Genomic DNA, 16,998 nt, shown 5'->3' with positions numbered 1-16,998 from the left:
AGCGGTGGCGGTGCGGGTGGCGGTGCGCAGTGGCGGTGCGGGATGGCGCTCGCGGTGCGGGGCGCGCCGGCCCCGGTGGTCAGCCCTGCGCGGACGGGAAGCTGCGCCCGGTGCCGGCGCGCAGCCGGTGGGGCGTGGTGGCGTCGACGAAGGTGCGCGGCGGTACGTCCGGCGTACCGCCCCGCTCCCCCGCCCAGTCGGCCGTCTGCGACGGGTCCATCGGCACCGGCGGGTACCCGGGCAGTTCGACGCAGTCCACGCCGAGGTTGGCCCGGGTGGTGAGGGCCCAGAGCAGCTCCTCGGCGCAGCGGATCCGGACGTCGTCGTCGGTGAACAGCACCGTCTTGACGAACGGGTGCCGGGCCACGACCTCCCGGGCCAGCGCGGCCAGCGCCCGGTCCCCCTCGGCGGACTCCTTGCGGACGGCGACGGCGAGCAGGAGCATGCCGCCGCCCGCCGGCGAGAAGTGCAGGTCGTGCACGTGCAGCCCGGGCGCGGACGGCAGCGACAGGGCCACCGAGAGCGCGCCGGCGGCGCCCAGGATGTGCGACTGCTCGCGGCCGGGCCCGATCACGGCCTGGTAGAACGGGTCGCGCCGGGTGGTGACGGCGGTGACGGTGAGCACCGGCAGCCCGCTCCTGGCCCGCCCGTCGTAGCCGAGGAACTCGGGGAGCGAGCCCTCGGGCGGGGAGCCCGGCATCGCCTCGTCGGCCAGCGTGCCGTCGAGGAACCCCTCCAGCACGATCTCGCTCTCCGCCAGCGCCGTCGCACCGGGCTGGCTGAGCGCCGGGACGAGCCCGACCGGCGCCCCGGCCAGGGCCCCGGCCACCGTCAGCTTGTCCGAACCCGGCGGTAGGAAGCGGGTGTTGAGGGCCGAGGCGATCATCGCGGCGGGCGGCACCCCGAGGTTGACGGTGACGGGGAGGCGCTCGCCGCGCGCCACCGCCTCCTGGTAGAGCTGCCCGAGCCGCCGGCCGGGGACCATCCAGACCGTCAGCCGGTCCCGGCCGATCACCAGCATCCGGTGCGCGGAGAGCGCGCTGCCGCCGCCCGCGGCGTCGCCCGCGTGAACGAGCGCGGCGGTCAGGTACGGGCCGGCGTCCCGGGGGGTGGTGGTGAGCACCGGCAGCTCCCGCAGGTCCACCTCCGCCGCCACCACCTGCTGGCAGGGGGCGGCGTCCGTCGGCACCGGCGGGAGGCCGGCCGCCACCAGGGCGGAGGCGCTGCGCGGGGTGGTGCGCCGGGGCAGTCCGGGCAGCCAGCCGCGGACCCTGCCCTCGTCGCCGTACACCCCGAGCAGCACCGGCGGGACGGGGCGGCCGTAGCGGACGGGGCTCCCTCCGGAGGCGTCGGACGAGGCCGGCAGCACCCCGGTGTACAGCACCGCCGGTTCGGAGCGGGACAGGCCGACCGCCGGGACGCCGGAGTACCGCTCCGCGAAGTCGGCGGCGACCGCCTCGCGGGCGATCGGCTCCTCCCGGCAGAGCACCGGTATCCCGGCCAGCGCCGCCCGCAGCGAGAGCCCGGCGGGTAAGGCCTCCGGCGAGGGGGCGGGGTAGATGGTCACCACGTCGCCACCGCTCCTTCTCCGAGATCGTCGAGATCGCCGAGATCGCCGAGATCGCCCAACTCACCCAACTCGCCGAACCAGCCGTCCAGATCGGGGTGGCGCAGCAGGCCGGTGCCGATCAGCAGGCCCCGGTACCCTGCGGCCAGCAGCCCCCCGGCGTCCTGCGGCGTCTCGATGCCGCTGGCGCTCACGGGCACCCGGGTGCCGGTGGCCAGGACGGCGGGCAGCAGGCGCAGGCTGCGCCCCAGGTCGGGCGCGTCCTGCTCCTTGCGCCGGATGTCCTTGTTGTTGACGGCCACCACGCAGGACTCCCCGTGCACCACCGCCGCCAGCTCGCCCTCGTCCGTGACCTCGACGAACGGGGTCAGCCCGTGGCCCAGGGCGGCCTCGATCAGCGAGGGCAGCACCCCGCGCGGCAGCACCGTGGCGGTGAGCAGGACGGCCGCCGCCCCGGCCGCGCGGGCCTCGGCGAGCTGCCGCTCCTTGGTGAAGAAGTCCTTGACCAGGACGGGGAGTTCGGTGGCGGCCACCACCTCCTCCAGCAGGGCCGGAGTGCCGCCGAACCAGGAGCCGGTGACCACCGAGAGCGCGGGCGCGCCCAGCCGGGTGTACCGGTCCACGATCTCGCGCACCGGGCGGCCCCGGAACAGGTCCTCGCCGTGGGCGCTGCGGGCCTTGAGCTCCATGACGACCGGCAGCCGGGCGGCCAGCAGCGCCGCCGGGAAGGCCCCGGCGGCGGGCCGCCAGGCCGACCTGATCCGTTCGATCCGCTCCGCGTCGAAGGCGCCGCCCGGGGCGCGCGCGGCGCTGTCCACGTCGATGCCGTGGAAGCCGGGGTGGCTCCGGGCGGCCCGGTGCGCGGTGGAGTTGACCGCGCTGATCCCCCCGGCCAGCATGAACGGCCTGGTCAGCCGCCCGAGCACCGCCTCGACGGCCTCCGCGTCCAGCGGCACGCCGGTGCTGCCGATCCGGCCGTCCGCGCCCACCGAGTCGAACAGGAAGACGTCCACGCCCGCCTGCTCGTAGGCCCCGATCAGCGGCTTCTCCAGCACCCGGCCGTCCCGGACGTGGAGCACCTTCAGCAGCTCCACGCCGGGCAGCTCCGCGCGGATCGCCGCCACCTGGGCGGGTGTCGCGTAGCCGTGCAGCTGCACCCGCGACACCCCCGAGGCGGTGACCGCCTCGCGCAGCGCCGCCGGGTCGGCGAGCAGGGTCACCAGGACCGGGGACGGCCCGCCGGCCGAGCGCGCGCACCCGGCGAGTCGGACCAGCTCCGGCAGGTCGAGGTCCGCGGGCCCGTCCGGCACGCCGTACCAGAGCCCGACCAGATCGACCGGGGCTCCGGCGAGCAGCCGCAGCTGGTCCTCGCCGGTGACCCCGCACACCTTCAACCGCACGGTTCGTTCAGCTCCCCGCGACCTGGTCGGCCTGAGTACCGGAGGGGCCCGCGCCGAACTGCTCCGGCAGCCGGGACAGCGAGCGGGCCACCAGCTCCTGGTCGAAGCCCTCGTCGACGAGCTCGTCGCCCAGGTACTTCTCGTAGGCGGTGAGGTCGAAGTGCCCGTGGCCGGAGAGCCCGAACAGGATGGCCTCGGAGCGGCCCTCCTCCTTGAGCCGCAGCGCCTCGTCGATGGCCACCCGGATCGCGTGGGTGGACTCGGGCGCCGGCAGGATGCCCTCCGTCCGGGCGAAGGTCAGGCCGGCCTCGAAGCAGGCGGTCTGCGGGACGGCGCGCGCCTCCAGCAGGCCGTCCTCCAGCGCCTGGCTGACCAGCGGCGCGATGCCGTGGTAGCGCAGGCCGCCGGCGTGGATCGCGGGCGGCACGAAGGAGTGGCCGAGGGTGTGCATCTTCAGCAGCGGGGTCAGCCCGGTGGCGTCGCCGAAGTCGTAGGCGACGCGGCCCTGGGTGAGGCTCGGGCAGGCGGACGGCTCCGCGGCGATCACCCGCACCCGGCGGCCGCCGCGCAGCTGCTCGCCGAGGAACGGGAAGGCCAGGCCGGCCAGGTTGCTGCCGCCGCCGGCCGCGCCGACGACGATGTCCGGGTAGTCGTCGGCCATCTCCAGCTGGAGCAGCGCCTCCTTGCCGATCACCGTCTGGTGCAGGGCGACGTGGTTGAGCACGCTGCCGCCCGCGTAGTTGGTGAACGGGTCGTTCATCGCGACCTCGATCGCCTCGGAGGTCGCGATGCCGAGGCTGCCCGGGCAGTCCGGGTCGTCCGCCAGGATGCCGCGCCCGGCGGCGGTCTCGGTCGACGGGCTGGGCACGCAGGTCGCGCCGTACGCCTGCATCAGCGCGCGGCGGTGGGGCTTCTGGTGGTAGCTGACCCTCACCATGAAGACCTTGACCTCGAGGCCGAAGAAGGCCCCGGCGAGGGAGAGCGAGGAGCCCCACTGCCCGGCCCCGGTCTCGGTGGCGAGCCGGCGGATGCCGGCCTCCTTGTTGTAGAAGGCCTGCGCGATACCGGTGTTGGGCTTGTGGCTGCCGGCCGGGCTGCCGCCCTCGTACTTGTAGTAGATCCGCGCGGGGGTGTCGAGCAGCTTCTCCAGGCGGCGGGCCCGGAACAGCGGCGCCGGCCGCCACTGGGCGTAGATCTGCCGGACCACGGACGGGATCTCGATGTCCCGCTCCAGGGAGAGCTCCTGCTCGGCGAGCTCCTTGGGCATGATCCCGACCAGGTCCTCGACCGTCGCGGGCTGTCCGGTCCCCGGGTGCAGCGGGGGCGAGAGCACGGGAAGGTCCGCGGCCAGGTTGTACCAGGTCGTCGGGATCTGCGAATCGGCCAGCTGGTACTTGATGGTGTCCACGTGTCGGCCTCCGGGCCTGGTGGTGCGTCGCGGGGAAAGGGGAACGGTGTCAGGTGGTGCGGCGGGCGGCCGCGTCGGCCACCAGCGAACCGGCGGCGAACCGCCGGGACTGCGGCCCGGCGAACAGACCGGGGTGCTCGCGGCGCATGCCGGTCAGCACCAGGTCGTACGGCAGGTCGTCGAACTCGCCGTGCTCGTGCAGGAACTCCATCTGCCGGGCGCCCTGCTCGTCGAAGGGGTGGTGCACGCTGTCGGCCGTCCCGTCGAAGTCCAGCGGCTTCATGCCGTAGAGGCGGCAGAGCAGCTTGTTGAAGACCGGGGTGGCCCGCACCCAGCGCCCGTCCAACTCGACGGTGGTGAGCGCGTGGTAGTGGAAGACGTCGCCGCCGACGTACTCCTTGATCCGCTCGGACGCCAGGTGGTTGCGCACGTCGGTGAGCACCAGGCGGCCGGGGACGCCGACCGAGCGGAGCGCCGCCAGGTACACCAGCGACTTGTGGATGCACAGGCCGCGCTCGGCCCGCAGGGTCGCGCTGGCGGTCAGGGCTTCGCGGGTGAACTCGGCGCCGTAGATCTCGTAGTTGATCCGGTCGCGCACCGCGTAGTACAGCCGTACGGCGCGGTCGCGGTCGTCCGTGCCGCCGTCCGGCAGCACGTCGGCGACGAAGGCGGCCACCTCCGGGGCGGAGTGGTCGATGAAGTCGGTCGCCGCCAGGGTGGCGGGCGGGTCGGTCGGCAAGGTCGGCAAGGGGGGCTCCGTCACGGTGCGAAGGGGAGGCTCAGAGGCCGAGCATGGTGGCGATCCGGACCCGCTGGACCTCGGAGGTGCCGGAGTAGATCGTCCCGGCGACGGCGTTGCGCAGCTCCTGCTCGACGCCGTACTCGGCCGTGTAGCCGTTGCCGCCGAAGATCTGCACGGCGTGCAGCGCGGACGCCAGGTTCGCCTCGCTGACGACCAGCTTGGCCGAGGCCAGGTCGACGGTGACGTCCCGGCCCGCGAGGAGGGCCTCGGCGGTGTCGAACAGCCACCGCCGCGAGGTCTCGACGCCGATCCGCATCTCCACGATCCGGCTCGCCACCAGCTGGAACGACCCGATCGGCTGCCCGAAGGCCGTCCGCTCCTTGGCGTAGTCGATGCACTGCTCCAGCCGGCGCCGCATCTCGCCGACGGTGACGGCGAAGGAGCAGAGGATCTCCCACTTCATCACGTGGTCGAGCACCAGGAAGCCGGTGCCCGGCCGGCCGATCACGTTGGCCTTCGGCACCCGGCAGTCGTCGAAGAACAGCTCCGACATCGGGGAGGCCTTGAGGCCCATCTTCTCGATCGGCCGGCCGACGGTCAGCCCCGGCGTGTCGCGCTCCACCAGGAAGGCGGTCACCCCGAGCGGACCGGCGGTCGGGTCGGTCTTGGCGTAGACCGCGATCACGTCCGCCACCGGTCCGTTGCTGACGAAGGTCTTGCTCCCGTTCAGCACGTACGCGTCGTCGTCGGGTACGGCGCGGGTGCGCATCGCCAGCGCGTCCGAGCCGCCGCCGGGTTCGGTGATCGCATGGGCCCCGATGAGGCGGCCCTCGGCCACTCCGGTCAGGTACCGCTCCTTCTGGGCGGTGGTGCCGAAGCGCTGCAGCGGGACTCCGACGCTCACCATGCTGGTGGTGACGGAGAAGTTGAGCCCGCCGTTGCGGCAGCCGTGGCCGAGACCCTCCAGGACGTACATGGTGGTCAGCAGGTCCTGGCCGAGCCCTCCGTACTCGGGCTCGAACGGCAGCCCGAGCAGGCCCGAGTCGACCACGGCCTGCCAGGAGTCGCGCGGGAACCGCGCGGCCTTGTCGTGGGCCAGGTGGTCGTCGCCGAACTTCTCGAACCACGGTGTCAGGCCGTCGCGCAACGCGCGCCGGTCCTCGGACCATTCGATCATCGCTTCGTTCCCCGGTCGGTGGTCGGTGGTGCGGGCGGGATCAGTAGTGGGAGGACGAGGCGCCGGTGAGGTCGTGGACCTCGTCGCCGCGCAGCGCCGGGGTGAAGACGCACACCAGGCGCAGGTCCTCCTCCGGCCAGGCGATCAGCCAGTGCGCGTCGTTCTGGTCGAGGGCGTAGAGCGTGCCGGGCTCGATGGGGTGGCTGTTGCCCGCCATGTCGACGACCTCGCCGCGGCCCGAGATGCAGTAGCAGGCCTCCAGGTGCCGCTTGTACTCCAGCAGCGACTTGGTGCCGGCCGCCACGACGGTGTCGGTGACGGAGTAGCCCATGCGGTCCGACTCCAGGAGGAAGCGGCGGCTGACGCCGTTGCCCCACTCGACCGTTCTGACGTCGTCCAGCTTGCGGATGATCATGACGAACTCCCTTCAGTGATTGGACAGTTGTTCTTCGCGGGAGGGCCGTCGGCGCAGCCCGCCGACGAATCCCGCGAGTGCGGCGAGCAGGTCGCCGCCGGCCTCCAGGGCCCGCTCGACCTCCGCCACCAGGGCGCTTCCGACGATCGCCGCGTCCGCGCCCAGCGCCCCCATCGCCGAGACGTCCTCGGCGGTGCGGACCCCGAACCCCACGGCCACCGGGGCCGGGGTGAGCCCCTTGAGGGTGGCGACCACCGGCGCGAGCGCCGAGCGGTCCGGGGCCGGGGCCGTGCCCGAGCGGCCGAAGTGGGCCACCAGGTACAGGTACGCCGAGGCGAACTCGGCGCTCTCGGCCAGGACTTCGCGGGGCGAGTTCGGGTAGCAGGTGGTGACCACCGGCTGCCCGATCCGCTCCGCGGCCTCCAGGTACCGCCGCCGGGCCAGCGGCGGAAGGCCGTGCAGCAGGGTCGCGTCCGCTCCCGCGCCCCTGGCCCTGCGCAGGAACTCCTCCAGGCCCACCGGCTTCACCGAGTGGCCCCAGTCGGCCAGCAGGGCGATCCGGGTGTGCCGCAGCTCCGGCCGGACGCGCTCGACGAAGCCGAGCACCGCGTCCAGGTCGACGCCGCGCTCCAACGCCCGCCGCGCGGACCGCCGGATGACGGGGCCGTCGGTCACCGAGTCGGGGAACGGCACCGCCAGTTCGAGGCAGTCCACCCGCTCCTCGTCCAACAGCCGTACGAGGTCGGCGAGTTGGTCCAGGCCCGGGTCGCCGGCGTTGAGGAACAGCGCCAGGCCCGGGTCGGCGGGGCTCCGGCCGGCGAAGAACCGCACCGGTTCGTGACGGTCAGACACCGGCCCGCACCTCCCGGCGCAGCCGCTCCACGAGACCGACCGCCGCGCCGTCCGCCACCGCCGCCCGGGCGGTGGCGAAGGCCTCCGCCCAGTCGGTGCTCCGGCCGGAGGCGACCGCCGCGGCCGCCGCGTTGAGGCAGATGCTCTCCACCGCGGCCGCCGGGCCGTGGCCCCGCAGCAGGTCGAGCAGGTGCCCGGCCGCGTCGGCGCCCTCCGGCGCCGGGGCGAGGTCGGCGAGGGTGCCGTCCGCCGCGCCCACCGTCTCCGGGCCGACGGACAGCTCGCGGCCGTTCGCCCGTACGGTGTTGGCGGTGAAGCTGAGCAGCTCGTCCACACCGAGGCCGTTGCGGACCAGCCAGACCCGCCGCTCGGCCGCCAACTCCGCGAAGGACTCCCAGAGTTCGGGCGAGGACACGCCGGTCAGCTGCACCTCGACGGGCACCGCCGCGAGGAACGGCCCGAGCAGGTTGACGAACCGGCCGATCTGCCGCATGCCGTACGGCAGCACGGCGCGCGCCAGCTCGGTCAGCTCCGCCGGGTAGACGAACCCGGAGGCGAAGGCCAGGCCGAAGCGGCCGAGCCGGTCCTCGCACTCGGCGTACGAGCGCGCGGTCGGCAGCCCCAGCCGGTCCAGGATGTCGATCGAGCCGTACCGGCTGCTGTAGCCGCGCGACCCGGTCTTGACGATCGGCACCCCGGTCGCCGCGGCCACCAGGACGGCCGCGGTGGTCAGGTTGAAGGTGGCGGGGCCGCCCCCGGTGCCGACCAGGTTGACGGTGCCGGGCCAGCGCTCCGGCAGCGGGGCGCGGCGGTCGGACAGTGAGCCGAGGAAGGACTCCAGGGTCGGCGTCGCCGGGGTGCGGGTGGAGAGCGAGGCGAGCACGGCGAGGGCCTCGCCGTGGTTCGGCCGCCGCTCGTGCAGCCGCTCCCAGAAGTCGGCCCAGGCCTGGCGCCCCACCGGCTCGGCGCCCCGTACCAGGCTCTGCAGCAGATCGGACACGGTCAGCTGGCTCCGCTCGCCACCACCTCGGCCTGGCCGAGGAAGGCGTCGATCGAGGCGACCGAGCGGAAGTTGTCCGGCACGATGTCGAGCGCGTCGATGTCCAGCTTGTAGGTGTTCTCCAGCCAGCCGACCACGGTCAGCAGGCCGAGGCTGTCGATCACGCCGTTGGCCAGCAGGTCGAAGTCGTCCTCGATCTCCTCGACCGTGACCTCCAGCAGGAACTGATCGATCAGGTACCGCTTGATGTCGTCGGTGCGCGCCATGTCAGCCTCCGGAGGCAGGGGTGTCGGGTCGGTCGGTCCGCGCCTGAACGAGGCGGCGCTGGACGGCCTTGCGGTCGAGCTTCCCGGTGCCGGTGCGGGGCAGCGGGGTGTCCACCAGCTCGACGGTGGTGGGGATCGCCACCCGGGGCAGGAGCCCGGCGGCGTGCCGGCGGATGGTCAGGGAGTTGAGCTTCCCGCCCTCGGCGCGCTGCACCACGGCGTGCAGCCGTGTGCCCGCGAGCTCGTCGGAAAGGGCGATCACCGCCGCCTCGGCGACGGCCGGGTGGCTGCGCAGGGCGGCTTCGACCTCGGCGGTGTTGATCCGCACGCCGCGGACCTTCACCACGAAGTCCCGCCGGCCCTCCAGGGTCAGCACCCCGTCCTCGTGACGGCGCACCAGGTCCCCGGTGCGGTAGTAGCGGGTTCCGCCGCGCTCGGAGAAGACGCCCCGGTCGAGCTCGGCGTCCAGGTACCCGGCGGTCTGGAACGGTGTGGAGACGACGAGTTCGCCGCGGCCGGGCCCGGTGAGCTCCTCGCCGTTCCCGTCCAGGACCAGCGCGTCGACCCCGTCGATCGGCCGGCCGATCGGCACCGTGCCGTACGGCATCGGGTCCGCCGGGTCGATCGTGTGGAGGAAGCTGTCGTTGGTCTCGGTGCAGCCGTAGACGTTGTGGAAGACGGCCTTGGGCAGGAGCGTCGGCAGCGGTTCGAAGCCTCGGGCGCTGACGGCGTCGCCGGTGAGCAGCGCGTGCTCCACGCCGTCCAGCACCAGCTCCGGGTCGCCCTCGGCGGCCTGGGTGAGCAGTTGGTAGAGCATCGGGACGCCCTGGACGACCTGGGCCGGCCGGGTTCGGTACTGCGCCAGCAGGTGGGCAGGGTTGGCGGCGAGGTCCTGGTCGACCAGGGAGACGCAGCCGCCGCGGCTGAGCGTGGTCCAGACCTCGAGCAGGCACAGGTCGAAGTTGAGGGGTGCGTAGTTGAGCACCGTGCTCTCCGGGCCGATGCCGAACCGCTCGGCGGCCCAGTCGGCGAAGCGCGTCACCGCGCCGCCGGTCAGCGGCACGACCTTGGGCAGCCCGGTCGAGCCCGATGTGGTCAGGAGCAGTGCCACGTCCTCCGGGTCGTGATCACCGTCGAAGGCGAACTCCCCCTGCCCTTCGGTCAGTTGGGCCGGGTCGGGCAGCCGCCGGGCGCCGCAGCGGTCCACCAGGGCGGCCAGGGTCTCCGCGCCGAGCTCCGCCGAGGGCAGCAGCACGGGCCGGCGCAGCATCAGGCAGGCCAGCACCACGGCGACGGCCTGCGGCGACTTCTTCGCCACCAGGGCCACCGGTTCGGCGGGGCGCAGGCCCAGCCCGGCGATCCGCGCGGCGGCGGCGCAGGCCATGCGGTGCAGTTCGGCGTACGTCACCTCGTCCGCGTGCCAGAGCAGTGCCGGCGCCTGCGGGCGGACTGCGGCCGCTTCGGCGATCCGGCCGGGGAGGGGTCTCCATGGCATCGAACGGTCCTCCGTCTCACGTCCTGGGGTTGTCCGGAATGGGTCTGAAGTAGGCGGGTTCCGCGGGCAGGCGTTCGGTGGCCGAAAGACGATTTTCGATCGACGTCGAAATGTTCTCCGGCTAAATCGCCAGGTGGCGGGCGGCCCCGCGCACAATCGGCCGCGCCCGCCCACGGGTAATGGATGAATAGGCCTGAAGAAGTTGAGCGATAAACCGCACGACGGGCGCGGAAGTTGAGGAATAGACCGCGCGCTGGGCGCGGAGGAGCCACGAAGGAGTTGAGCGTGACGGAAATGGAGAGGGCGGAACACGCCGGTCCGGAAGCCGGACGGCCCCGATCAGCCCGCGTGACGCCCCGAGGGCTGCGCGAACGCCGCGGAGGCGCCCAGCAGAAGGTACGTACAGCCGGTGATGTACTTCTGTGCACGGGCGAACCGCACACTGCGGGCGAGCCACGCGCCCACCCCGACCGAGGCCACCGCGTACACCAGGTCCATGGCCAGGGCGATCGCGAAGAACACCAGCCCCAGCACCAGGGTCTGACTGGCGCCCGACCCCCGCTCGGGGTCGACGTACTGCGGCAGCAGCGCCAGGAAGAAGAGGGCGACCTTGGGGTTGAGCACGTTCACCAGGGCCCCTTGGCGCAGAAGGGTCCCCACCGACCGTGGGCTCTCCGCGCCCGACGGGCCCTCGCCCAGCGCGCCGCCCTTGGACAGCAGCGTCCGGACGCCCAGGTAGGCCAGGTAGGCGGCGCCGGCGTACTTCACCACGTCGAACGCCGTGGCGGAGGCGGCGATCAGCGCCGACACCCCCACCACCGTGCCCAGGACGTGGACCAGCGTGCCGAGTTCGACCCCGAGCGCCGAGGCGAACGCCGCCCGCCGGCCCTGACCGATGCCACGACTGAGGATGAGCAGCATGTTCGGCCCGGGCACCACGACCACGGCGACCACGGTCGGCACGAACAGCGCCAGCGCCGCCATCGACGGGAGCGTCAACTCCACCGAGCCCATCCCCTTCGGTCAGTCGAGGAGCGAGCCGTGCGGCTCAGCCCCACTCAAGGTCCTTGTCGCGCCCGCCCGGAAACCCGAAACCCGCCCAAGCCGACTGAAACGATTGCCGAATGGCCACCATGCTACTCATCCCCCCAGCGAATTGATCGATTCCTGTCTCGACTCCGCCGTACTCTGTTTCTCAAGCGAAGTTCCTTCGATCCTGCCGATCGCACCACGGCAAGTCCAGGGATCACAGCTGTCCCATAGGTGCCGTGACTGGTGACGGCCAGGGTTGTCCCCGTGGCACCGCAGAGCAGCAGAACCATCACCACGGAGCTGGCAATGGATCTTGAGCGCGACCGGAAGGTCCTGGCGGACCTCTACAGACAGTTGCGGAACGAGTCGAACCTGAGCACATCCGAGCTCTGCGCCAGGTCGGGCCTGAACCCGGCCTCCCTCCACGAGGCCATGGCGCTGCTCAACGAACTCGGGTTACTGAACGGGTCCGCCGGCGGCAGCGGGCGACCCACCGTCACCTCCACCGAGACCGCGCTCGTCCGCCTCGCGCAGCAGGCCGAACAGACGGCCGTGCGCTGGCTCGAGGAGACCATCCGGGTCCGCAAGGCCATGCGGCTCCTCACCACCGAACTCGCCGACCAGTACCAGCAGCAGGAGAGCCTCGCACCCGCCGAACTGATCGTCGGCCTCGACCACATCTCCGAAGTGCTGGAGGACTGCACCGAACTCGCCCAGGACGAGGTGCTGAGCATGCACCCCGGCCCCGTCGTCAAGAGCCGCTCCAAGGCCCGCCTGAAACGCAACCAGAAGGTCGTCAACCGCAGCGTGGGGATGCGCACCATCCACCTCGCTTCCACCGCACGCCTGCCGGAGGGTCTCGCCCTGCTGGAGGAGATGCAGGAGTCCGGGGTCCAGATCCGACTGGCCCCCACCATCCCGTTCCGCCTGATCGTCATCGACGACGTGATGGCCTTCACCCCCGCCTTCGGCGCGGAGGCCCAGCCCACCGCCATGATCACCCGCGGCCCGGTGATCACCCGCCTGCTCCGCCGGGTCTTCGAGCACTGCTGGCAGTCCGCCGTCGAACTCGGCACCGACACCCAACCGCCCCAGACGCCCGTCGACACCCCCCTCACCGGCCAGCAGGCGAGCATCCTGCGGATGATGAACGCCGGCTCCAAGGACGAGGCGATAGCCCGCGAACTCGGCGTCTCCACCCGCACGTTGCGCCGCCTGATGAACGACCTGATGGAGAAGCTCGGCGCCGACAACCGCTTCCGCGCCGGCGTCCGCGCCCAACAACTCGGCTGGCTCAAGTAGCCCGCCCCCGACCCGCGCCCGGCCGACCCGTCACCACGCGGGTCGGCCGATGCCGGCGGAGCTTCCGGCGGCGGGGCCCTCGGGTCGTTCGGGTCATTCCGGGGTGAGGGCGAGGAGGGCGAGGTCGTCGGCGAGGAGGCCGGCGAAGGTGTGGACGTCCTGGGCGAGGAAGGAGACGACGCGGTCGGGGGTGGCGGTGCCGAGGGCGGCGAGGCGGGCGGCGAGGGGGTAGAAGGATCCGGCCGCGTCGCGGGCCTCGCTGACGCCGTCGGTGTAGAGGAGGACGGTGGCGCCCGGGGGCAGGGCGACGGCGGTGGGCTTGCTGCGGGCGTCGGCCGGGCCCAGGTGGGCGAGGCCGAGGGGGAGCTCGTCGGCGCAGGAGACCGGGGAGATGGTGCCGTCGGCGAGGAGCAGCGGGGTGGTGTGGCCCCGGTTGACGATCTCCACGCAGTCGGAGCCGGGCCGGTACTGGAGCAGGACGGCGGTGGCGAACAGCTCGTCGTCGCCCCGGTCGGCGGCGTCGCGCAGGACGGCGCGGTCGAGCTGGTCGGCGAGGTCGACCAGGTCGGGGGTGTCGTGCGCGGCCGAGCGGAAGGCGCCGAGCACGTCGGCGACCGTACGGACGGCGCCGAGGCCCTTGCCGCGGACGTCGCCGAGCAGGACGCGGACGCCGAAGCGGGTGTCGCAGACCTCGTACAGGTCCCCGCCGACCAGCACCTCGGCCTGGGCGGGGCGGTAGAGGCCGGCGACCCGCAGGCCTCCGGCCCGGTCGGGGACGGGGCGCAGCACGGTGCGCTGGAGGGTCTCGGCGACGGTGCGGGCCTGGAGCAGGGTGCGGTTCTGGCGGGTGCGCTGCCAGGAGAGCGCGGTGCCCATCACGCCGGAGAGCGCGGTGGCGATGTAGACCCAGACGTGGTGCTGCTCGTTGATGTGGCCGGCCCGCAGGGCGAGCAGGATCTGCAGGGTCAGCGCCCCGCCCGTGGTGGTGGCGGTGAGCACCGGGCCGTAGCTGAACGCGGCGACCACGGGCAGGGCGGTGAGCAGGAAGCCGGCGGCGACGGCGTCGGGGACGACGGCCTCGGCGATCAGGTCGAGGACGAGCAGGATCACGGGCAGCCAGAGCACCCAGCCCGGCGTCGGGGGCTGCTCGACCGCGGGGTGCGGCGGGCGGGGTGCTGCGGGCACGGCGGGACCTCCTGGGCGGCCGGTCGCGGCCGGTCCGGGGGGAATCGGCCCGGTTCGACCGGTTCGTCCCTCCATGCTCCCCCACCTTCGGCGCTCCCACGAACGGCCGAACGTCCCGGCCGCCAGGGTCGAAGGGGAACCGGGACGCAGGGTCGGCCGACGGTCAGCGGACGGTCACCGGGAGCGCCTCGAAGCCGCGCAGGATCAGCCGGTCGCGCCGGGTGGCCGGGCCGCCCGGGGCCAGCCGGGGGAAGCGGTCGAGCAGGGCGGGCACCGCCACCTCGGCCTCCGTCCGCGCCAGCTGGGAGCCCAGGCAGAAGTGCGTCCCGCCGCCGAAGCTGAGCGGCTGGCTGTCGGTGCGGGTCGGGTCGAAGACCTCCGGGCGCTCGTACCGCTGCGGGTCGTGGTTGGCCGAGCCGATCAGCAGGGTCAGCATCGAGCCGAGCGGGACGGGCACGCCCTCGAGGGAGAGGCCGTCGGCGAGCGCGATCCGGGAGGTGGCCTGGACCGGGGAGTCGAAGCGCAGCACCTCGTCCGTGAAGCCGCCGGGGGTGACGGCGCCGCTGCGCAGCCCGGCCGCGGCCTCCGGGTGGCGGAAGAGCTGGGCGAGGCCGTTGCCGAGCAGGTTGGTGGTGGTCTCGAAGCCGGCGATCAGCAGCAGCACCAGGTTGGCGAGCAGCTCCTCGGCGGACAGCCGGTCGTCGTCCTCGGCGGCGATCCGGGCGAGGTCGGTGACCAGGTCGTCCTTCGGGTCGGCGACGCGTTCGGCGGCGAGCTCCCGGAAGTACCGGGACAGCTCGACGGCGGCCTCGTCCGCCCGGGCGAGGTCGTCCGGCGACTGGAACATCTCCAGGGCGACGGTGAGGTCGGAGGCCAGGCCGCGGAAGCGGTAGCGGTCCCGCTCGGGGACGCCGAGCAGCTCGCAGACCACGCCGACGGGCAGCCGGAAGGCGAAGGCGTCCATGAAGTCGACGGGCGAGCCGTCGGCGCCCTGCTCGGCCATCCCGTCCAGCAGCCGGGCGACGGCCGCCTCCACGGCCGGGCGCAGCTGGGCGACGCGGCGGGCGGTGAACACGGAGGCGATCAGCGAGCGGACCCGGGGCTGGTCGGGGGCGTTGCGCTGGAGGATCGATCGGCCGAACAGGACGAGCGACTCGTGCTGCCCGTACTGGGCGTCGAACTCGACCATCATGTCCCCGGTCACCACGCCGAAGCCGGGGGTGCGCAGGGCCCGGTTGACGGCCGCGTAGCCCGTCGCCAGGTAGACCCCGCCGCCCGCGTCGATCACCGGGCCCAGCTCGCGCGCCCTCGCGTACAGCGGGTACGGGTCCCTCGTGACCTCCGTCGTCATCAGCTGCTCGACGATCGCCGCGCCGTCCATCCGGTGCTCCCCTCCGTGGTCCTCGTACTGGATCGTGAACCACCGGCGGACGGCCAGGAGTTCCCCGCCGGTTCCCGCCCCCGGTCGCGGGGACGGGCCGGGGAGGCGGCGGGTCGGTAGGGTTGGCGGCATGGAGATCTGGATCAACCCCCGGTGCGGCAAGTGCCGTACGGCGCTCAAGGAGCTGGACGCGGCCGGGATGAAGTACACCGTCCGCCGCTACCTGGAGGACCCGCCGAACGAGGCCGAGCTGGAGGTGGTGCTGGGGCGCCTGGGCCTGGAGCCCTGGGACATCACCCGCCTCGACGAGCCGGCGGCCAAGGAGCTGGGGATGAAGGAGTGGACCCGTGAGCCGGCCGACCGGGCGCGCTGGATCGCGGCGATGGCCGGGCACCCCGCGCTGATCCAGCGGCCGATCATCACCGCGGACGACGGCCACGCCGTGGTCGCCCGGACCCCCGAGGTCCTGAAGTCCGTCCTGCCCTAGCCGTACGACGCGGGGCACGACGAGCACCGGGCACCGGCGGTCGGGCGACTGTCGGTGCCCGGTGCCACACTGGCCGGGTGACGACCACGAGCACCACGTACATCGCGTTCCTGCGGGCCATCAACGTCGGCGGCCGGACGGTGACGATGGAGCGGCTGCGGGCGCTCTTCACCGAGCTGGGGCTCGCCGGCGTCCGCTCGTACATCCAGACCGGCAACGTCTTCTTCACCACCGACGAGCCGGACCGCGCCGCCCTGACCGCCCGGATCGAGGCGCATCTGGAGTCCGGGCTCGGGTACCCGGTACCCGTGATGCTGCGCACGGTCGACGAGGTCGCCGACCTGCTCGCCGCCGAGCCGTTCCGGGGCGTCGAGGTGACGCCCGACAAGCGGCTGGTGATCGCCTTCCTCTCCGAGCCGCTGCCCGCCGGCCTCCCCCTGCCCCGCCGCTCGCCGAAGGGCGACGTCGAGGTGATCGGCGCCGACGCGGGGGCCGCGTACGTGGTGGTGCACCTGCAGAACGGCAAGTGGGTCACCAAGGAGTTCCTCGACACGTCGTACAAGGGGTCCGTCACGTCGCGGTTCCTGCACACCACGGAGAAGATCCTCGCCGCGGCCCGCAAGGGCTGAGGCCGGAACCGGGCGAACGGGCCCGGCGTCTGTCGGTCAGTGACGTACTCCCCCGGTGCCCGCCCGCGGCGCTCTCTGGACACCCCGAACCGGCCGAGCGGACAATCTGGCCATGACGACTCCTGAGTCCCCCACCGGCCGCCTGCGGCCGTCCGACGCCGAACGGGACCAGGCGATCGACGCGTTGAAGGACGGCGCGGGCAGCGGACGCCTCTCCCACGACACCTTCCTCGGCCGGATGGACGTCGCCCTGCGGGCCGAGAGCCGCGCCGAGCTGGACGCCGTGCTGGCCGGTCTGCCCGTCGGCGGGCCGGTGGAGCGCGCGGTGCTGCGGACGGTCGGCCGGTTCTCCGCGTTCGGCGGCCGGATCAACCGGGCGTGGCGCACCGAGCGGCTGCCCGGGCTGGCCCTCCCGCAGGCGGGCGCCGGGCGGTTGACGATCGGACGCATCCCCGGCTCGGGCCTGCGCCTGCACCACCCGTCCGTCTCCCGCCACCACGCGGAGCTGCGCCGGGAGGGCGGCGGCTGGGTGCTGTACGACCTGGGCTCGACCAACGGCACGCACGTCAACGGGCGCCGGATCGCGGGCGCGGTGCGGGTCCGGCCCGGCGACCAGGTGCGCTTCGGGGACCTGGAGTTCAGACTCTCACCGACCTGATC

Annotated in this window: 17 protein-coding genes; 4 read left to right on the top strand and 13 right to left on the bottom strand. The window is 73.4% G+C overall.

Going from position 1 to position 16,998, the window contains the following annotated elements; translation table 11 throughout:
* Positions 1-79: 79 nt before the first annotated feature.
* The 11 genes from ACIRRS_RS23320 to ACIRRS_RS23270 all read right to left on the bottom strand — a co-directional run bounded on the left by ACIRRS_RS23320 (position 80) and on the right by ACIRRS_RS23270 (position 11,327).
* Positions 80-1,570, bottom strand: a complete 1,491-nt coding sequence (locus ACIRRS_RS23320) for a UbiD family decarboxylase domain-containing protein (protein WP_402973833.1) — start codon at positions 1,568-1,570, stop codon at positions 80-82.
* Positions 1,564-2,967: a hypothetical protein gene (locus ACIRRS_RS23315; RefSeq protein WP_402973830.1), complete on the bottom strand. Its 1,404-nt coding sequence runs from the start codon at positions 2,965-2,967 to the stop codon at positions 1,564-1,566. The genes ACIRRS_RS23320 and ACIRRS_RS23315 overlap by 7 nt, the downstream gene beginning before the upstream one ends.
* Positions 2,968-2,974: 7 nt before the next feature.
* Positions 2,975-4,375, bottom strand: coding sequence for a TrpB-like pyridoxal phosphate-dependent enzyme (locus tag ACIRRS_RS23310; protein WP_402973828.1), 1,401 nt, complete (start codon positions 4,373-4,375; stop codon positions 2,975-2,977).
* Positions 4,376-4,424: 49 nt separating this feature from the next.
* On the bottom strand, positions 4,425-5,123 hold the full coding sequence (locus ACIRRS_RS23305) for a transglutaminase family protein (protein ID WP_402973825.1): 699 nt from the start codon (positions 5,121-5,123) through the stop codon (positions 4,425-4,427).
* A 31-nt stretch (positions 5,124-5,154) separates the two neighbouring features.
* Positions 5,155-6,294: an acyl-CoA dehydrogenase family protein gene (locus ACIRRS_RS23300; protein ID WP_402973822.1), complete on the bottom strand. Its 1,140-nt coding sequence runs from the start codon at positions 6,292-6,294 to the stop codon at positions 5,155-5,157.
* 40 nt (positions 6,295-6,334) lie between these two features.
* Positions 6,335-6,709, bottom strand: coding sequence for an ectoine synthase (locus ACIRRS_RS23295; RefSeq protein ID WP_402973819.1), 375 nt, complete (start codon positions 6,707-6,709; stop codon positions 6,335-6,337).
* Between the two features lie 12 nt (positions 6,710-6,721).
* Positions 6,722-7,561, bottom strand: coding sequence for a tryptophan synthase subunit alpha (gene trpA / locus ACIRRS_RS23290; protein WP_402973816.1), 840 nt, complete (start codon positions 7,559-7,561; stop codon positions 6,722-6,724).
* Positions 7,554-8,561 carry a hypothetical protein gene (locus ACIRRS_RS23285; protein WP_402973813.1) on the bottom strand — a complete coding sequence of 336 codons (1,008 nt, stop codon included), beginning with the start codon at positions 8,559-8,561 and terminating at the stop codon, positions 7,554-7,556. Before ACIRRS_RS23285 ends, trpA begins: the two co-directional genes overlap by 8 nt.
* 2 nt (positions 8,562-8,563) lie before the next feature.
* A complete protein-coding gene (locus ACIRRS_RS23280; protein WP_402973810.1) occupies positions 8,564-8,827 on the bottom strand; it encodes a phosphopantetheine-binding protein in 264 nt (87 codons plus the stop codon).
* A 1-nt stretch (position 8,828) separates the two neighbouring features.
* A complete protein-coding gene (locus tag ACIRRS_RS23275) occupies positions 8,829-10,322 on the bottom strand; it encodes an AMP-binding protein (protein ID WP_402973807.1) in 1,494 nt (497 codons plus the stop codon).
* Between the two features lie 339 nt (positions 10,323-10,661).
* Entirely contained in the window at positions 10,662-11,327 is a 666-nt protein-coding gene (locus ACIRRS_RS23270; protein ID WP_402973804.1) for a LysE family translocator, read from the bottom strand.
* Positions 11,328-11,660: 333 nt separating this feature from the next.
* Here ACIRRS_RS23270 and ACIRRS_RS23265 point away from each other — a divergent pair, with 333 nt between their 5' ends.
* Entirely contained in the window at positions 11,661-12,656 is a 996-nt protein-coding gene (locus tag ACIRRS_RS23265; protein WP_402973801.1) for a LuxR C-terminal-related transcriptional regulator, read from the top strand.
* 93 nt (positions 12,657-12,749) lie between these two features.
* Here the strand turns inward: ACIRRS_RS23265 and ACIRRS_RS23260 are convergent, their stop codons facing one another.
* Both ACIRRS_RS23260 and ACIRRS_RS23255 read right to left on the bottom strand, forming a co-directional pair.
* A complete protein-coding gene (locus tag ACIRRS_RS23260; protein WP_402973798.1) occupies positions 12,750-13,841 on the bottom strand; it encodes a PP2C family protein-serine/threonine phosphatase in 1,092 nt (363 codons plus the stop codon).
* Between the two features lie 163 nt (positions 13,842-14,004).
* On the bottom strand, positions 14,005-15,354 hold the full coding sequence (locus ACIRRS_RS23255; protein WP_402973795.1) for a cytochrome P450: 1,350 nt from the start codon (positions 15,352-15,354) through the stop codon (positions 14,005-14,007).
* Between ACIRRS_RS23255 and ACIRRS_RS23250 the strand changes: the two genes are divergently transcribed.
* From ACIRRS_RS23250 to ACIRRS_RS23240, 3 genes are all read left to right on the top strand, one after another.
* Positions 15,353-15,709: an arsenate reductase family protein gene (locus tag ACIRRS_RS23250; RefSeq protein WP_402973792.1), complete on the top strand. Its 357-nt coding sequence runs from the start codon at positions 15,353-15,355 to the stop codon at positions 15,707-15,709. The genes ACIRRS_RS23255 and ACIRRS_RS23250 overlap by 2 nt on opposite strands.
* 77 nt (positions 15,710-15,786) lie before the next feature.
* Positions 15,787-16,338, top strand: a complete 552-nt coding sequence (locus ACIRRS_RS23245; RefSeq protein ID WP_402973789.1) for a DUF1697 domain-containing protein — start codon at positions 15,787-15,789, stop codon at positions 16,336-16,338.
* Positions 16,339-16,450: 112 nt separating this feature from the next.
* Positions 16,451-16,996 carry an FHA domain-containing protein gene (locus tag ACIRRS_RS23240; RefSeq protein ID WP_402973786.1) on the top strand — a complete coding sequence of 182 codons (546 nt, stop codon included), beginning with the start codon at positions 16,451-16,453 and terminating at the stop codon, positions 16,994-16,996.
* The last annotated feature ends 2 nt before the right edge of the window (positions 16,997-16,998 follow it).

The organism is Kitasatospora sp. NPDC101183 (assembly GCF_044767945.1).
In the GTDB taxonomy this organism is placed as follows: domain Bacteria; phylum Actinomycetota; class Actinomycetes; order Streptomycetales; family Streptomycetaceae; genus Kitasatospora.
This window is presented reverse-complemented; position numbering and strand designations above follow the sequence as displayed.

Coding starts and splice junctions, on each gene's coding strand:
- ACIRRS_RS23300 (WP_402973822.1), bottom strand. CDS start 6,294: ATGATCGAATGGTCCGAGGACCGGCGCGCGTTGCGCGACGGCCTGACA.
- ACIRRS_RS23295 (WP_402973819.1), bottom strand. CDS start 6,709: ATGATCATCCGCAAGCTGGACGACGTCAGAACGGTCGAGTGGGGCAAC.
- ACIRRS_RS23280 (WP_402973810.1), bottom strand. CDS start 8,827: ATGGCGCGCACCGACGACATCAAGCGGTACCTGATCGATCAGTTCCTG.
- ACIRRS_RS23275 (WP_402973807.1), bottom strand. CDS start 10,322: ATGCCATGGAGACCCCTCCCCGGCCGGATCGCCGAAGCGGCCGCAGTC.
- ACIRRS_RS23265 (WP_402973801.1), top strand. CDS start 11,661: ATGGATCTTGAGCGCGACCGGAAGGTCCTGGCGGACCTCTACAGACAG.
- ACIRRS_RS23250 (WP_402973792.1), top strand. CDS start 15,353: ATGGAGATCTGGATCAACCCCCGGTGCGGCAAGTGCCGTACGGCGCTC.
- ACIRRS_RS23255 (WP_402973795.1), bottom strand. CDS start 15,354: ATGCCGCCAACCCTACCGACCCGCCGCCTCCCCGGCCCGTCCCCGCGA.
- ACIRRS_RS23240 (WP_402973786.1), top strand. CDS start 16,451: ATGACGACTCCTGAGTCCCCCACCGGCCGCCTGCGGCCGTCCGACGCC.